At 60.9% G+C, this 15155-nt stretch carries 15 protein-coding genes; 12 read left to right on the plus strand and 3 right to left on the minus strand.

All coding sequences use genetic code 11. From position 1 onward, the window contains the following. Positions 1-105 precede the first annotated feature (105 nt). The 9 genes from ABIN98_RS19170 to cynS all read left to right on the plus strand — a co-directional run bounded on the left by ABIN98_RS19170 (position 106) and on the right by cynS (position 7946). The gene (locus tag ABIN98_RS19170; RefSeq protein ID WP_346912163.1) at positions 106-708 is read left to right on the plus strand and encodes an ANTAR domain-containing protein; all 603 of its coding nucleotides are present in this window, start codon (positions 106-108) and stop codon (positions 706-708) included. Between the two features lie 150 nt (positions 709-858). Then, on the plus strand, positions 859-2361 hold the full coding sequence (locus ABIN98_RS19175) for a CmpA/NrtA family ABC transporter substrate-binding protein (RefSeq protein WP_394701562.1): 1503 nt from the start codon (positions 859-861) through the stop codon (positions 2359-2361). Positions 2362-2395: 34 nt separating this feature from the next. Continuing rightward, entirely contained in the window at positions 2396-3235 is an 840-nt protein-coding gene (gene ntrB, locus ABIN98_RS19180) for a nitrate ABC transporter permease (RefSeq protein ID WP_346912164.1), read from the plus strand. Between the two features lie 80 nt (positions 3236-3315). Next, positions 3316-4161, plus strand: a complete 846-nt coding sequence (locus tag ABIN98_RS19185) for an ABC transporter ATP-binding protein (RefSeq protein ID WP_346912176.1) — start codon at positions 3316-3318, stop codon at positions 4159-4161. Positions 4162-4249: 88 nt separating this feature from the next. Then, positions 4250-4924, plus strand: a complete 675-nt coding sequence (locus tag ABIN98_RS19190) for a HupE/UreJ family protein (protein ID WP_346912165.1) — start codon at positions 4250-4252, stop codon at positions 4922-4924. Between the two features lie 118 nt (positions 4925-5042). Then, the gene (locus tag ABIN98_RS19195) at positions 5043-6020 is read left to right on the plus strand and encodes a GTP-binding protein (RefSeq protein ID WP_346912166.1); all 978 of its coding nucleotides are present in this window, start codon (positions 5043-5045) and stop codon (positions 6018-6020) included. After that, positions 6017-7087 (plus strand): WD40 repeat domain-containing protein, encoded by a 1071-nt coding sequence (locus ABIN98_RS19200; RefSeq protein ID WP_346912167.1) that lies wholly within the window; start codon positions 6017-6019, stop codon positions 7085-7087. Before ABIN98_RS19195 ends, ABIN98_RS19200 begins: the two co-directional genes overlap by 4 nt. A 2-nt stretch (positions 7088-7089) precedes the next feature. After that, positions 7090-7353, plus strand: coding sequence for a hypothetical protein (locus ABIN98_RS19205; protein WP_346912168.1), 264 nt, complete (start codon positions 7090-7092; stop codon positions 7351-7353). A gap of 104 nt (positions 7354-7457) precedes the next feature. After that, positions 7458-7946 carry a cyanase gene (cynS, locus tag ABIN98_RS19210; protein ID WP_346912169.1) on the plus strand — a complete coding sequence of 163 codons (489 nt, stop codon included), beginning with the start codon at positions 7458-7460 and terminating at the stop codon, positions 7944-7946. A gap of 130 nt (positions 7947-8076) precedes the next feature. Here the strand turns inward: cynS and ABIN98_RS19215 are convergent, their stop codons facing one another. From ABIN98_RS19215 to ABIN98_RS19225, 3 genes are all read right to left on the minus strand, one after another. Beyond that, positions 8077-8688: a ferric reductase-like transmembrane domain-containing protein gene (locus tag ABIN98_RS19215; RefSeq protein ID WP_346912170.1), complete on the minus strand. Its 612-nt coding sequence runs from the start codon at positions 8686-8688 to the stop codon at positions 8077-8079. Between the two features lie 21 nt (positions 8689-8709). Beyond that, on the minus strand, positions 8710-9204 hold the full coding sequence (locus ABIN98_RS19220) for a twin-arginine translocation pathway signal (protein WP_346912171.1): 495 nt from the start codon (positions 9202-9204) through the stop codon (positions 8710-8712). A 150-nt stretch (positions 9205-9354) separates the two neighbouring features. Further along, complete coding sequence (locus tag ABIN98_RS19225) at positions 9355-11157, minus strand: hypothetical protein (protein WP_346912172.1); 1803 nt, start codon at positions 11155-11157, stop codon at positions 9355-9357. A 327-nt stretch (positions 11158-11484) separates the two neighbouring features. On the opposite strand from ABIN98_RS19225, the gene ABIN98_RS19230 reads away from it, so the two are divergent. The 3 genes from ABIN98_RS19230 to ABIN98_RS19240 form a co-directional block, all read left to right on the plus strand. Further along, positions 11485-11754, plus strand: coding sequence for a hypothetical protein (locus ABIN98_RS19230; RefSeq protein ID WP_346912173.1), 270 nt, complete (start codon positions 11485-11487; stop codon positions 11752-11754). Between the two features lie 171 nt (positions 11755-11925). Next, the gene (locus ABIN98_RS19235; RefSeq protein ID WP_346912177.1) at positions 11926-13521 is read left to right on the plus strand and encodes an arylsulfatase; all 1596 of its coding nucleotides are present in this window, start codon (positions 11926-11928) and stop codon (positions 13519-13521) included. A 235-nt stretch (positions 13522-13756) separates the two neighbouring features. Further along, on the plus strand, positions 13757-15155 hold a 1399-nt coding region (locus ABIN98_RS19240; RefSeq protein ID WP_346912174.1), incomplete at its 3' end, for an arylsulfatase.

Raw genomic sequence — 15155 nt, forward strand, 5'->3', positions numbered from 1 at the left:
TGATTTTGAAATAAGTATTTGTAATTACGAATGTTTCTTAAACGGGTGAAGTTGGCACGGTCCTTGAAAGATAAACCTCGTAAAATATTACGAAGGTTTTTGCCCATGTATGTCTGGCTCAAGGAACCGCAGCGGCTGAAGGCCATTCTGATCGCCCGCCAGGACGATCGGGACGCCTTCCTGGAAGCGTTGCTGTTCGACAAGGGCCTGACCGTCGTGGACCGCATCGCCTCTGTCGGCGAGGCCTGCGGGTTGCGGGACCTGGCCCAGGCGGACCTCGTGGTCGCGGTCACCAGCGCCGACGACAAGGACGTCCTCAAGGGGCTCGCCGGTTTTTCCGAAAAATTCCGTATTCCGGTTCTGGCAGTGACGGATTCCGACCTGCCGGAACACATCGCCGCCCTGACGGGTGCCGGCGCCCATTCGGTCCTGTGCATCGGCATGACCACGGACCGGGTCCGGGCGGCCGCGACCGCGGCCATCGCCGGTTACGAAAAACTCGCCGCCCTGGAACGCCGCGCGGAAAACGCCGAACGCAGCCTCAGCGACCGCAAGCTGATCGAGCGCGCCAAGGGCATTCTCATGCAGCAGCGCGGCATCAGCGAGGGTGATGCCTTCCGCGAGCTGCAGACGTCCTCGATGAAACGAAACGAACCCCTGCCGAAGGTGGCCGAGACCATCATAGCAGCCAAAGAGCTTCTCGGATGACGGCAACGTCGTCCGAACCGGCGGTTTAAAGGTGAACCGGCCGGCTTTCAAACCGTCAGCGTCTCTAACGGCGGATGCGCTGGCTACGGCTGAGGAAGGCCAGTTGCGAACGGTGGCAGACTTGCCGCCGGAATGCGAAAGGAAGACTTCATGGGAGCTTTAAGCGATCCCTTTGATCCCAATTCCATATTGTGGCAGGGCTGCCCGTGCGGCTTGCACTCCTCCATGTGGGAACACCAGAGAGCGGCTGTGGCCGAGGCGGAAGCCGAAGCCCTGGATTCGCGCTATTACTGCGTGAATTCCAAGAAGGCCAACTCTCCGGCTTATGACGACCGGCTGCCCGGTGGCGCGCCGATCGCCGAAGCCGCTCAGGGCGAAGATATCCCGTCCTGGGAAAACAGAGAGGAAGTCGTTTCCCGTCTCGTCGACAATGTCGTGATGAAGAGCCTCTTCCCGACCGACATGAGCCGTCGTGCTTTCCTGCGCACCGTCGGCGCCAGCACGGCCATTGCCGCGGTTTCCCAGTTCATTCCGCTGGACGAAGTCAAGGCGAAGGTCATCGACGCAACCGGTCCGCTCGAAAAGTCCAAGCTCAATGTCGGTTTCGTGCCGATCACCTGCGCGACGCCGATCATCATGGCGCATCCGCTCGGCTTCTATAAGAAGTACGGTCTGGATGTGGATGTGATCAAGACGGCCGGCTGGGCGGTGAGCCGCGACAAGTCCCTGTCCGGGGAATACGACGCGGCCCACATGCTGACGCCGATGCCGCTGGCGATCACCGCAGGCTCCGGTTCCGTGGCAAAGCCGTGGACCATGCCCGCCATTGAAAACATCAATGGCCAGGCGATCACGCTGCACAACAAGCACAAGGACAAGCAGGATCCGAAACTCTGGAAAGGCTTCACCTTTGCCGTTCCGTTCGAGTACTCGATGCACAACTTCCTGCTTCGCTACTACGTGGCCGAGGCCGGCCTGGATCCCGACAAGGACATCCAGATCCGCGTTCTTCCGCCCCCCGAGATGGTTGCGAACCTGCGTGCGGAGAACGTGGACGGCTATCTGTCACCGGATCCGTTCAACCAGCGTGCCGTCTACGATGGCGTTGGCTTCATCTACAAGCTGACGAAGGAAATCTGGCCGGGTCACCCGTGCTGCGCCTTCGCCGCAAGCCAGCAGTTCATCGACGAAAACCCGAACACCTTCCTGGCGCTGTTCAAGTCGATCATCGACGCGACCGCCTACTCGTCCAACCAGGCGAACCGGAAGGAAATCTCCAAGGCGATCGCGCCGAAGAACTACCTCAACCAGCCGGAGACGGTGATCGAGCAGGTTCTGACCGGACGGTTCGCCGATGGTTTGGGCAAGGTGCGCAACGAACCGGACCGGATCGATTTCGATCCCTTCCCGTGGCACTCGATGGGTGTGTGGATCCTGACGCAGATGAAGCGTTGGGGCTATCTCGAAGGCGACGTCAACTACAAGGCGCTGGCCGAACAGGTCTATCTCGCCACCGACGCCGCCGACGTGATGAAGGCGGTCGGCCAGACCCCGCCGGATGCGACCTACGCGTCCTACGAGATCATGGGCAAGACCTTCGATCCGATGAAACCCGAGGAATACGTCGAGTCCTTCGCCATCAAGCGGACCTGACGTTTTCTATTCCCTTCAAGAGCAGGAAGAGTTCATGTCGAATAAAGTCAAACTCCAGGCGCTGATGGTTTCCCTTGTCCTGTTTGCCGTCTTTGTTGCCGGCTGGCATGTCTGGGTGGAAGCGCAGAAGGGCCCGGCCGTCGACATGGACCCGGAATACGCTGCCTTGATGGGCATCACTGCCAAGGGGGGCTCGGCCATGCCCGGGCCCCTCGAGGTCGGTGAAGCGATCTGGGGTCACATCATCAACCCCTTCTATGACAACGGCCCGAACGACAAGGGCATCGGCATTCAGCTTGCCTATTCCATCGCCCGCGTCCTGACCGGCTTCTTCCTCGCCTGCATCGTGGCGATCCCGCTCGGCTTCTTCATCGGCATTTCGCCGATTTTCCAGCGCGCCGTCGACCCGTTCATCCAGGTCCTGAAACCCGTGTCGCCGCTCGCGTGGATGCCGCTCGCCCTCTACACGATCAAGGACAGCGACATGTCCTCGATCTTCGTCATTTTCATCTGTTCCATCTGGCCGATGCTGATCAACACCGTGTTCGGTGTCGCCGGCGTGCGCAAGGAATGGCTTAACGTCGCCAAGACGCTTGAGGTGTCGCGCTCGCGCATGGCGTGGAACGTCATCCTGCCGGCGGCAGCCCCCACCATCCTGACCGGCATGCGGATCTCCATCGGCATCGCCTGGCTGGTGATCGTTGCAGCCGAAATGCTCGTTGGCGGAACCGGCATCGGCTACTTCGTCTGGAACGAATGGAACAACCTCTCCATTACCGGCGTGATCACCGCCATCTTCTTTATCGGCGTCATCGGTATGTGCCTCGACTTCATCCTCGCGCAGGCGACCCGCCTCGTGGAGTACGCCGAATGAACGTGATGCCGTCCGTATCCAATCAATCAAACCCAGCCGCCGAAACGACTGAGGAGACCCGCGTGTCCGAATCCGCCGCCATGATCAGCATCGAAGGCCTGAAACGCTCCTTTCCGACCCCTGACGGAAAATCGGAAACCGAGATCTTCGGCGATGTCTGGTTCAAGGTTGCCGAGGGCGAGTTCGTCACCCTGATCGGCCATTCCGGTTGCGGCAAGACCACGCTGCTCAACATCCTCGCGGGCCTCGACACGGCCACCGACGGCGTCATCATCGCCGACGGTCACGAAATCATCGGCCCGAGCCTCGATCGCGCCGTGGTGTTCCAGACCCACGCGCTGCTGCCGTGGATGACGGCGATGGAAAACATCGCCTTCGCGGTCAAGTCGCGCTGGCCCGACTGGTCCAAGGAAAAGATCCGCGAGCACTGCCAGAAGTATCTCGACCTGGTTCACCTGACCGGTTCGGAAGACAAGAAACCGTCGCAGCTTTCCGGCGGCATGAAGCAGCGCGTCGGCATCGCCCGCGCCTTTTCCATCGAGCCGAAGATCCTGCTGATGGACGAGCCGTTCTCGGCCCTGGATGCTCTGACCCGCGGCAGCCTGCAGGACGAACTGTTGTCGATCTGCCGTTCCACCGGGCAGACCGTTTTCATGATCACCCACGACATCGACGAGGCCCTGCTTCTCGCCGACCGGGTGGTGCTGATGACCAACGGTCCCCAGGCACGGGTTTGCGAGATTCTGGAAAACACGCTGCCGAAGACCCGCACCCGCAGCGACATGCACACCCACGACAACTACTACCCGATGCGGAACCATCTGATCGAGTTCCTGGTGAACCGCTCCAAGCAGTTCAAGGAGGAGATCTCGTCCAGCAGCTACAACCCGAAGGCTCCGCCGGTCGTCCGGCCAAGCGCCCAATAGGAACGAGGAAATCGAGCATTCCCCGGCGCATTGGGTCCGGGGCAACAACGACCAAAACAAGCGATCACCTACAGAGGAGTACAGCACTATGAAAATGTCCGCCGCATTCTCCAGGATCCTGAAACTGGCACCGCTGACCGCCGCCGCGAGCCTGGCAGCCGCCCCGGCCTTCGCGCATCACCCCCTGGGTGGCGCGCCGATGACGACCTTCACCCATGGTCTCGCCTCCGGTGTGGGTCACCCGATCCTCGGCTTCGATCACCTCTTCTTCGTCGCGCTGGTCGGCGTTGCCGCGGTCTTCACCGGGCGCCAGTTCACGGCACCTCTGGCCTATATCGGCGCCATGATGGCCGGCACCCTTCTGATGTCCTTCGGCCTCGGCCTGCCGCTTGTCGAAGTGGCGATCGCCGTTTCCCTTCTGGCCCTGGGCGCCGTGGTCCTGTCCGGCAAGAAGCTGTCCGCACCGGTGGCGATGGTTGCTTTCGCTGCCGCCGGCCTGTTCCACGGATCGGCCTTCGGCGTCAGCATCTCCGGCGCTGAAGCCGCCGCACCGACCGTCGTACTCGTCGGCTACCTGATCGGCCTCGCAATCACCCAGTACGTCATTTCCGTCGCGGCCGGATGGGCCATGAAGTCCCTGTTCAAGGCAACCGAAGCCGGCGCAATGCAGCCGCGTCTGGCGGGTGCCGTCGTGGCCGGTGTCGGCCTGTTCCTGACCCTGGAACATGTCGAAGGCGCCGCCTTCACGGCCATGGGTCTTTGAGGGGGCCTGTGTATAGGCCTTTGATCTGACACCCAAGATCCCGGAGGGGTGCGATGTGCCCCTCCGACATCCTGACCTCGGTCATGGATAAAGCGCGCGTCAACAGGGACAACAAGCAATGCAGAACACGACACAAAAGACGCCGGTCACGCTGCTTACCGGATATCTCGGCGCTGGCAAGACGACCCTGCTCAACCGGATCCTGAACGAACAGCACGGCAAGAAATACGCGGTCGTCGTCAACGAGTTCGGTGAAGAGGGCATCGACAACGACCTTGTCATCGACGCGGACGAAGAAATCTTCGAAATGAACAACGGCTGCATCTGTTGCACCGTGCGCGGCGACCTGATCCGCATCATGAGCGGCCTCTTGAAGCGCGCCGACAAGCTGGACGGCGTTCTGATCGAAACGACCGGCCTGGCCGATCCGGGCCCGGTCATCCAGACCTTCTTCGTCGACGACGACCTGCGCGAGCAGATCGCGCTCGATGCGGTCGTCACCATGGTCGATGCGAAGCATTTCCTGGACACGGTCGATGACGCCCACGAATGCGAAGAGCAGGTGGCCTTCGCCGACACGATTCTCCTGAACAAGACCGACCTGGTCACGCCGGAGGAACTCGAAACCGTCGAGAAGAAGATCCGCGCGCTCAACCAGTTCGCCAAGCTGCACAAGACCGAAAAGGCCGGTATCGATCTGATCGAGGTGCTCGACCGGGGGTCTTTCGATCTGAAGCGGTTGATGGAAATCGAGCCCGATTTCCTGGACGAGGACCCGGAAGACCACGAGCACGACGACAGTATCACATCGGTCTCACTGATCTCGGACACACCGATCGTGCCGGAAAAATTCTCCAGCTGGATGCGCCAGTTCATTCAGAACCGGGGCGTTGACGTTCTCAGGACCAAGGGCATTCTCGCCCTTGCCGGCTATGAACAGCGTTACGTTTTCCAGGGCGTTCACATGGTCATGGACAGCGACTGGGGCAAGGATTGGGGACCTGAGGAAAGCCGTCAGTCCCGCCTTGTCTTCATCGGCCGCAATCTGGACCAGAGCGAACTGGAGAGCGCCTTCAAGGCGTGCGCAGCAGCATGACCCGGATAGCAGCATCCACCCCGAACGGAGCCGGCGCCGAAATCGTTTCGCCGCTGATCGAAGCGACCAGGCTGACATTCGACGCCAATGTCACCGCCTGTCTCATGCTGTCGGAAAGCGATCTGGCAGCCGTGTCCTTCGGCGACGGATCCGTCGCCCTGATCGATACGGACACCGGGTCCTGCCTCAGGACACTGGAGCTTCACTCCGTTGCCTGCACCGGCCTTGTTCCGTGTGGGGCCGGTTTCCTGTCCTACGGCCAGGACGGCCGGGTCGTTTTGATTGCCGATCCGGCAGCGCCCGAGCCGGACGTGATCTGGGAAAGCGACGGGGACTGGGTCGAGGCACTCGTGTTTAACGAAGGCTCGGAAACCGTTGCTCTGGCGGTCCGCAATCAGGTCACAGTGATCGATCTGACCGGCGAAGAGACATGGTCCTGCGAGCTCAACGGCTGCATCACCGGCCTGTGCCCGGACAGCCTGGGCAAGCGCATTGCCGCCAGCCATTACGGCGGTGTCTCCGTGCTGAGCGTGGACACCGGCAACATCGAGATGGCGCTGGAGTGGAAAGGCTCCCACATCGGCGTCACCTGGTCGCCGGATGACCGTTTCATCGTCACCGCCACCCAGGAAAAGGAGCTGCATATCTGGGATCTCGTCACCATGGACGACTACCGGATCGGCGGTTACCCGAGAAAGATCCACCAGATGGCCTGGAGCGCCGACGGCAAGACCCTTGCCTGTTCCGGGACGGACGCCATCACGGCCTGGCCTTTTGTCGGCACGGGGCCTGCGGGCCGGATGCCGGTCGAAATCGGCTTTGCCTTCGGCGCCACCGTTTCAGCGGTCGCGGCCCATCCGGACGAGACGCTGGTGGCGGGCGGGTTCACCTCCGGCAATCTTCTGATCGGCGCCACCGGCAAGGGCGAAGCGCTTGTGGCAGGCGCCAGAACCGGCAAACCCGTGACTTCCCTGAGCTGGTCCGAAGACGGGCAATGCCTGGTCGCAGGCGATGCGGGAGGCCTGGTTTCGGTGCTGAAGCTGCCGGCCGACCTGGGGATCAAATGACCATGGCTTTCGATTTCGGCAACGCAGGTGGAGAGAAGGTTCGATCGACCCAGACGCGGGCCGTGAAGGACCTGATCCGCAAGCAGTTCGATCTCGACGCGGACGCTCCGGTCTTCGTGGCGGAGGTGTCCTGTGGAGAGGTCGACTGTCCCGATACGGAAACCGTGATCGCCATCTATGTCGATGGCGGCCGCAAGGAATTCAGGGTTGGAAAACCCGTCTCCAGGTTGACCGGCGCGGACATCGCGGCGGCGGCCACAATGTAAGACCGAACCACGATTTTGCTTGTGTCCTGATCGGCGGATCGCCTTCCGCCGAAACGGACTGTCTTGGCCAAATGGCGATAACCGGAGGACGAAAGGAAAGCCAAATGAAAAGAGAAGACCTGAGCGAAAAGATCCTCGACATCAAGCGCGAGAAGGGCTGGACCTGGAAATACATCACCGACGAGATCGGCGGCATGAGCCCGGTTCTCGTGGTGGGCGCCCTGCTCGGCCAGCAGAAGCTGGTCAAGCCGCTTGCAAAGAAGGCGGCCGAGCTTTTCGGCCTGAGTGAGCTCGAAGAGAAGATGCTCAACGAAGTGCCGATGCGCGGCATGGGCACGCCGATGCCGCCCACCGATCCGCTGATCTATCGCTTCTACGAGCTGGTCATGGTCAATGCGCCGGCCTGGAAGGCGCTGATCGAGGAAGAATTCGGCGACGGCATCATGTCGGCGATCGACTTCGACTTCGAAATGGAGCGCCAGCCCGATCCCAAGGGCGACCGTGTCGCGATCAAGATGTCCGGCAAGTTCCTGCCGTACAAATACTACGGCGCCGAACAGGGCATCCCGCCACTCGGCTACAAGGAAGACTGATCTTCCGTTGAGCGTTACCCGGAACCGCGGCATCAGTCGCGGTTCCGGACTGCTGACCAAGTCTTATTCTCTCCATCGTCATCCGGGGTCTCACTGACATTCTCCCGGGAGGACGAAATCGGGGTTTGCCTCAAGGGTCTCGGCGCTGCCGGAGGGACCATACCCTGAGATCAGCCGCAACCTTCACCGCTGCAGCAAGGACCAGCAGACAGAGCGCTACCTTGGACACCGTCTCCATGGTTCCCTCGATCAGCAAGGCATGGACCACGCTCCCGACGGCAGCCACCAATACGAGGGAAGTGTGCGCAAACCGCCAGGTTCGGGGCCGCAGGCGCAACCGCCGGCGCAGCGCGGCCAGGAGGGCTGCGAGAAACAGCGCTCCCATGGCAATCACACCCCAGGCGGAGAACGGCGTCGGAGAACGGAACAGGAGCGCGTCGATCACGTCCGGCGGGCTGGTGATCCAAAGACCCCCGACATGGACAACCACCGCCGCGACCAGGACGGCGCCGGTCCAGCGGTGCACGGAGCGCCCGCGAAGGGCGGGCAGGCCCGGCAGGTATCCGCCCGCCAGCAGGGGCTGAACCAGCATCAGTGCCATTGCGAAAATTCCGGCGAACCCGGCCGTGATATAGATCGGGTCGCGCCAGGCGAGCAGGGGGCTGGCCGCCGCAGCAAAGATCGGCACGGCAAGGACGACCGCGAGAACGATCCAGATGAGGGTCGAGTGGATCCGGCTCATGTCCGTGAGGATCTACCCCGCTCAGGCCGGTTGAAGGATGAAATGCGCCTCCAGGCTGGTGTCTTTCGAGCTCCGCATCACGGGTCGGAGGAAGACGGTCTGGAAGTCGCCGCTGTCATAGGCGAGATGCCCGTGCGGCTGGCCGAAGGCCGGCACGATCTGCGGCATCTCCAGGCGGAACACCCCGTTTTCGTCCGTGAGCGTGGCCCCGTGGCTCTGTGGATCCCGCTCGTGTCCTTCCGTGGTATGCGCCCAGATCTGGATGCGCTGGCCGGCCAGGGGAGCGCCGTCGCCCGCGCGGCGCACCGTGCCCGTCATCCAGAAGCCGCCCTGGCCGATCCGGTCCACGACCGGCGCGCCGGGCCGGTAGTTGTTGGATCCGCCCCGCATGGAGGGTGTCGGGGCAAGGCCTTTGGCACTGGCCGGGACGCGGCTGACGGGAACAAGGAGCCCGGTCGCCACGACGGCTCCACCGGCGGCGAGGAGGCGGCGACGGGTGATTGGGTCTTGGGTCATCGGAGCATCTCCCATCGGGTTCTGTGTATCCGGCCATTGAAACGGGACCGGACGCAGCTGAAACCTGATAATAGGGCGCATGCGGGCAATTCCGAGGCTGCGGACCTGGTGCGCGCGATGAAAGGGGTCACGAAACCGTGAGATTGTCGTCTAGCCAGCGCCCGGCTCCGTCCAACCGGCTTTGCGCATGCCGGCTATAAACGCGTTGACGATCTCGTCCGTGGCCTGATGGCGGCGAAGGAAAGTACCTGGATCCCGCGCCATCAGCGGGGACGCCTGCGTCATCTTTGCCAGAGCTGTCTGAGCGGCGGCCTTGTTGCCGAGTGCGCCCTGGGCAATCGCGACCAGCGCCCAACTGGTCGGCAGCTCGTCGACAACGCCGTTTTTCGCGGCGGTCAGCATTTCCGTATAGCGGCCGTTCATATAGTGGTCGATGGCGATCAGGTGATAAAACCAGCCCGGCGGAGAGACCGTGAGATCGATCGCCTTCTGAAGATAGGGAATACCCTCCTCGAAATTGCCGCGGATAGCCAGCCGCCATCCGAGTTGCTCCATTGTGTCCGGATCGTTCGGATTAAGTTCCAGCGCCCGCCGCTGGAGCCGCACGGATTCCTCGTAGTTCCCCATATAGTGATTGACCGCAGCCAGAACCTTGAGAGCCAGAACGTTTTTGCCTTCAAGAACGATGGCGTGGGATGCCGCGCTCAAGGCTCGGTCGTAGGCTTTCTCGGGACTGTCGGGCGCCCACTCGAAACGACCGGAATCCATATAAAGCCAGCCTAGCATGGCCCAGGCTTCCGGATAGCCCGGATCACGCTGGACGGCCTCCTTCAGACAGGCGAGAACGGGAGCCCGCAGGTTCGCGGCGAAGCTGCGCCTGTAGGAATATGCCTGCAAAATGCATTCGTAGCTCGTTTCGCTTCGGGCGTGGCTGTCCAGCAGTTTGTCGGTCTCGAAGGTTCGGATGATTCCGTAAGGTTGGCCAAGCGTCGAAGCGACATTTTCGGCAATCTGCTTCTGGGTCTTCATAAGCGAAGGGGGCGATTGGGGACTGTCATAGGTTTCCGTCCACAAGACCTGATCGGTTGCAACGTGGATCAGCTTGGCATTGACCCGGATCATCGAGGCGTCTGAACTGACACTTCCCGAAACCAGGAACTCGACTCCGGACTTGTCAGCCATTCTGACGATATTCGCCATCGCCTGCTTCTCGAACAAGGCGGGGTCCATATACAGTCGGATGTCCGGATAATGGTCGAATTCCGCCATGATCTCATCGGTCAGGCCGTTCGCGAGAAAAGCCGTTGCCGGACCGTTGTCCCGCTGCTCGAAGGGCAGCACGATCAGGCTGGGACCATGGGCGGTTTTTGTCTGGGCGGGTTTCTGAACACGGTCCTTAAACAGCTCATATCCGAGAGTCACGATCACCAGTGCGCACAAAAGCAGACTGGCCATCATCCACCTGACAATCGAAGGGCTTTTCCGGCCGTTAGCGGCTTCGTTTTTGGTTTCGGGTTTTGCAGCGTCGGAAGCGTCGATGTCCTCCGGAGTCGGATGTTCGGTCCGGTGATCCGCATTACCCGTGTCGAGGACAGTGAATTCCGGCGCGTATTGACCCTTCGGGATGGAGATGTGCAACGGGTTGTCACGTCCGTCGGCGGCATAATAGCCGTCCAGATCCCGACGCAGGCGGCGGGCCTCGAGGCGCACGACCGGATCGATTTGCGGATCGAAGTCTTCGGCGCGCTCGAACACTTCGACAGCGACGGTATAACCTTTCAGGCGGTTCGCCCGGCCGGCGAGCGTTTCTTCGACCACAAAACGCAGAAACCGGCGCCGCTTTTCGCTGGCCTGAAAGCACGAACTTGAAAGGATGCGCTCAAGTTCCGCACGGACCTCGCTATCGGCAGGGCAGGGCGTTTGCGGCATTGCCGCGTTTGAATGCTCGAGCATTGCAACAGCCCCTCCCGAATTCGTGATCGCCTGCCGTCCTGTGCGAAATTGATCGGTCGTATTGACCCTGCGTAAAAATAGTAACTGGAAGTATCAGAATAACCATGACTTATGTCAAAATTACAAATTGTAATAAATGCCAATTGCCAATCCATTTTCCCAGAAACCGAAGATGCTGTTCCCGGGTGCGAACATGTTCGTACCCGTAAAGGTGGCGTGCGAACCTGTGCCACTCGTGAAGGAGCCCGGATAGTGCCTCCTGTAAGGACGGTTCTCGGTTCAACCATGTGCTGAAGCCCGATCTTCGGCTCAAAGCGAATGTCTGCCATGGGGGAAAAACGCTCAGTCCTGGAACGACTTCCTCAGCGTGAGCTGGAGATCCGGCGGCTTTGCATGGCCGATGCGGGGTTCAGCTCCATTTGCGCGGATTACGAGGAGGCCGCAGAGGCGCTTCGCTACTGGCAGACACTGATCGAAAAAGGCGGGCGAAAGCCGGATACCCGGGTGATCGCCGAATATCAGGAACTTATCGGCGAACTGGAAGCAGAAATCCTGGGCTGGCTCGATCGGGTACGCACCGACCGGCTCCGACCCTGACGCTTCAATCGAGGCCCCGGCCCCTATCGCCATTCGGCATGCGCAGTCCGCCATGTCTCTTCGGAGGAAGACACGATGAGAACGATACTTCGAAAATTTTCAACCGCGGGCCCGCTTCCGACACGCACGGTATTTTCCGTGCTGTCGGCGGTTGGCCTTGGAGTTGCCGCCATGGCGGCCTTGCCGGGTGCGGCCCAGGCGGCCGACAAGCCGAACATCCTCCTGATCGTCTCCGACGACACAGGCTGGGGCGATCTCGGGCCCTATCTCGGCGGTGCCGCCCGCGGCATGCCGACGCCGAATTTCGATAAGCTCGCCGATGAAGGCATGTTCTTCACCAACTTCTACGGCCAGCCGAGCTGCACGCCGGGCCGTGCCGCGATCCAGACCGGCCGCATTCCCAACCGCTCGGGCATGACCACCGTGGCCTTCCAGGGCCAGGGCGGCGGTCTTCCCAAGGCGGAATGGACGCTTGCCTCGATGCTCAAGACCGCCGGCTACAAGACCTACTTCACCGGCAAGTGGCACCTGGGTGAGGCCGATTACGCCCTGCCGAACGCTCAGGGCTACGACGTGATGCAACACGCCTTCCTGTATCACCTGAACGCCTACACCTACGCGGATCCGAAATGGCACAAGGCCATGAGCGCGGAATTGCGCGAGATGTTCCAGAAGGTGACCAAGGGGTCCTTGTCCGGCAAGGCCGGCGAGACGGCCAAGGAAGACTGGAAGGTCAGCGGCGAATACGTCGATACGCCGGACAAGGGCGTTGTTGGCATACCTTTCCTGGACAAATACGTGGAACAGGATGCGATTGAGTTCCTGGAGGATGCCGCCAAGGACAAGGACACGCCGTTCTTCATCAACGTCAACTTCATGAAGAACCACCAGCCGAACATGCCCGCACCGGAATTCGAGGGCAAGTCGCTCTCCAAGACCGACTATGCGGATGCGGTGGTCGAACTCGATACGCGCGTCGGCAACGTCCTGAACAAGCTCGACGAACTGGGCTTCAAGGACAATACCGTCGTCTTCTACACCGTCGACAACGGCGCCTGGCAGGACGTCTATCCGGATGCGGGCTACACGCCCTTCCGCGGTACCAAGGGCACGGTCCGCGAAGGCGGCAGCCGCGTTCCCACGATGGTGCGCTGGCCCGGCCACGTGAAGCCCGGTTCGAAGAGCGATGACATTGCCGGCGGGATCGACCTGATGGCCACTTTCGCCTCCGTCGCCGGCATCAAGCTGCCGGAGAAGGACCGTGAAGACCAGCCGATCATTTTCGACAGTTACGACATGATCCCGATCTGGACCGGCGAAGGAAAGCCGAACCGGAACGAATGGTTCTATTACACGGAAGACGAACTCTCTCCGGGCGCGGTTCGCGTCGGCAACTTCAAGTATGTCTTCAACCTGCGCGGGGACGATGGTGCCCAGACTGGAGCCCTTGCGGTCGATACCAACCTCGGCTGGAAGGGACCGGAAAAATACGTGGCCGCGGCGCCACAGGTCTTCGACCTGCTGTCCGACCCGCAGGAGCGCTACGACATCTTCATGACCACCTTCACGGAAAGCACTTGGGCTCTGCCGACAGCCAATGACGCGGTCCTGGCGAAGATGAAATCCTACGTCAAGTATCCGCCGCGCAAGCTGCAGAGCGACGTCTACACCGGACCGATCACGATCACGAACTATCAGAGGTTCAAGTATCTGCAGGAATCCCTCGCCAAGGACGGCTTCCACATCGGCCTGCCATCCGGCAACTGACCATACGCTGAATGCAACCGCCGGGGCTTTCCCGGCGGTTGCTGTCAATTGGTTCAAGATACGGCACTGCTCTGTTTGAGAACCGATAACGCGAAGACAACCGAACGAGAGGTCGCGGCAAGTGATCCAAAAGGACAGCAATCCAATTGGAGGACTGATGATGAAAACTCTAGAAAAACTCCCGTCTACATCTTTGCGAATGCCATCGCGATCCCTCGCGGTCGGTGCCGCGGTCATGGCCGCATTGCTCGCCGGTCCACTCACCTCCGGCGCTCTCGCCCAGGAAGCGAAAAAGCCGAACATCGTGTTCATCATGGGAGACGATATCGGCATGTGGAACATCGGTGCCTATCACCGCGGCCTTATGGCGGGACGGACACCGCATATCGACCAGCTCGCTCAGGAAGGCGCGATCTTCACCGACTATTACGCGGAGGCGAGTTGCACCGCCGGCCGCGCCAACTTCATTACTGGCGAGTTGCCGATCCGCACTGGCTTGACGACCGTCGGACAGGCTGGCGCGACTGTCGGGATGCCGGCAACGGCACCGACCATCGCAACCGCGATGAAGGAACTCGGCTATGCCACCGGCCAGTTCGGAAAGAACCATCTGGGTGACCGCAACGAGTACCTGCCGACCTTGCACGGCTTCGACGAGTTCTGGGGCTACCTCTACCACCTCGATGCCATGGAGGACCCCTGGAAACCGAATTATCCGGAGAGCCTGAAAGACAAGGTCGGCCCCCGCAACCTGCTGCACACGTTTGCGACCGACACGGAAGACGAGACCGTCGATCCGCGCTGGGGCAAGGTCGGCAAGCAGAAGATCATCGACGAAGGTCCGCTGCCGCCGCATCCGGTCAAAGACGTGAAGTACAACATGGAAACGGTCGATGAGGTCATCCGCGACAAAGCCTTCACCTTCATGGACAAGGCCAAAAAGGACGGCAAACCGTTCTTCGTCTGGCTCAATCCCACGCGAATGCACGTTTTCACTCATTTGGCGCCGAAGTACGAAAAAATGCGGACGTCCGAGAATGGCTGGACCATTCAGGAAGCCGGCATGGCGCAGTTCGACGACATCATCGGCGACGTCATGAACAAGCTTAAGGAAATGGGTGTCGCCGATAACACAATCGTAGCGGTAACCGCGGATAACGGCGCCGAAGGCTTTACCTGGCCTGATGGCGGCACAACGCCGTTCAAGGGCTGGAAAGGCATGGGCACCGAAGGCGGCTTCCGTGTTCCGCTGGTTGTTCGCTGGCCCGGCAAGGTCAAGCCCAACCAGGTGATCAACGGAGTGATGTCCGGCATGGACTGGTTCCCGACCTTTGCCGCTGCCGCCGGTTATGATGGCGATATCGCTTCTGACCTGACCAAGGGTAAGACGCTCAACGGAACGGAGTACAAGGTCCATCTCGACGGCTATAACCAGCTCGACATGCTGACCAAGGGTGGCAAGTCGGCACGGAACGAGCTCTGGTATTTCACCGAGTCCACACTCGCGGCGGCCCGTGTCGGGGATTACAAATACACCTTCATCGAGCAGCCCGATGGCTGGTTTGGACCGAAGGTGCCGCTTGATTGGCCAGGCATTGTGAACCTCAGGCTGGACCCCTTCGAAAAGATGAATG

The organism is uncultured Roseibium sp., from assembly GCF_963675095.2.
GTDB lineage: Bacteria > Pseudomonadota > Alphaproteobacteria > Rhizobiales > Stappiaceae > Roseibium.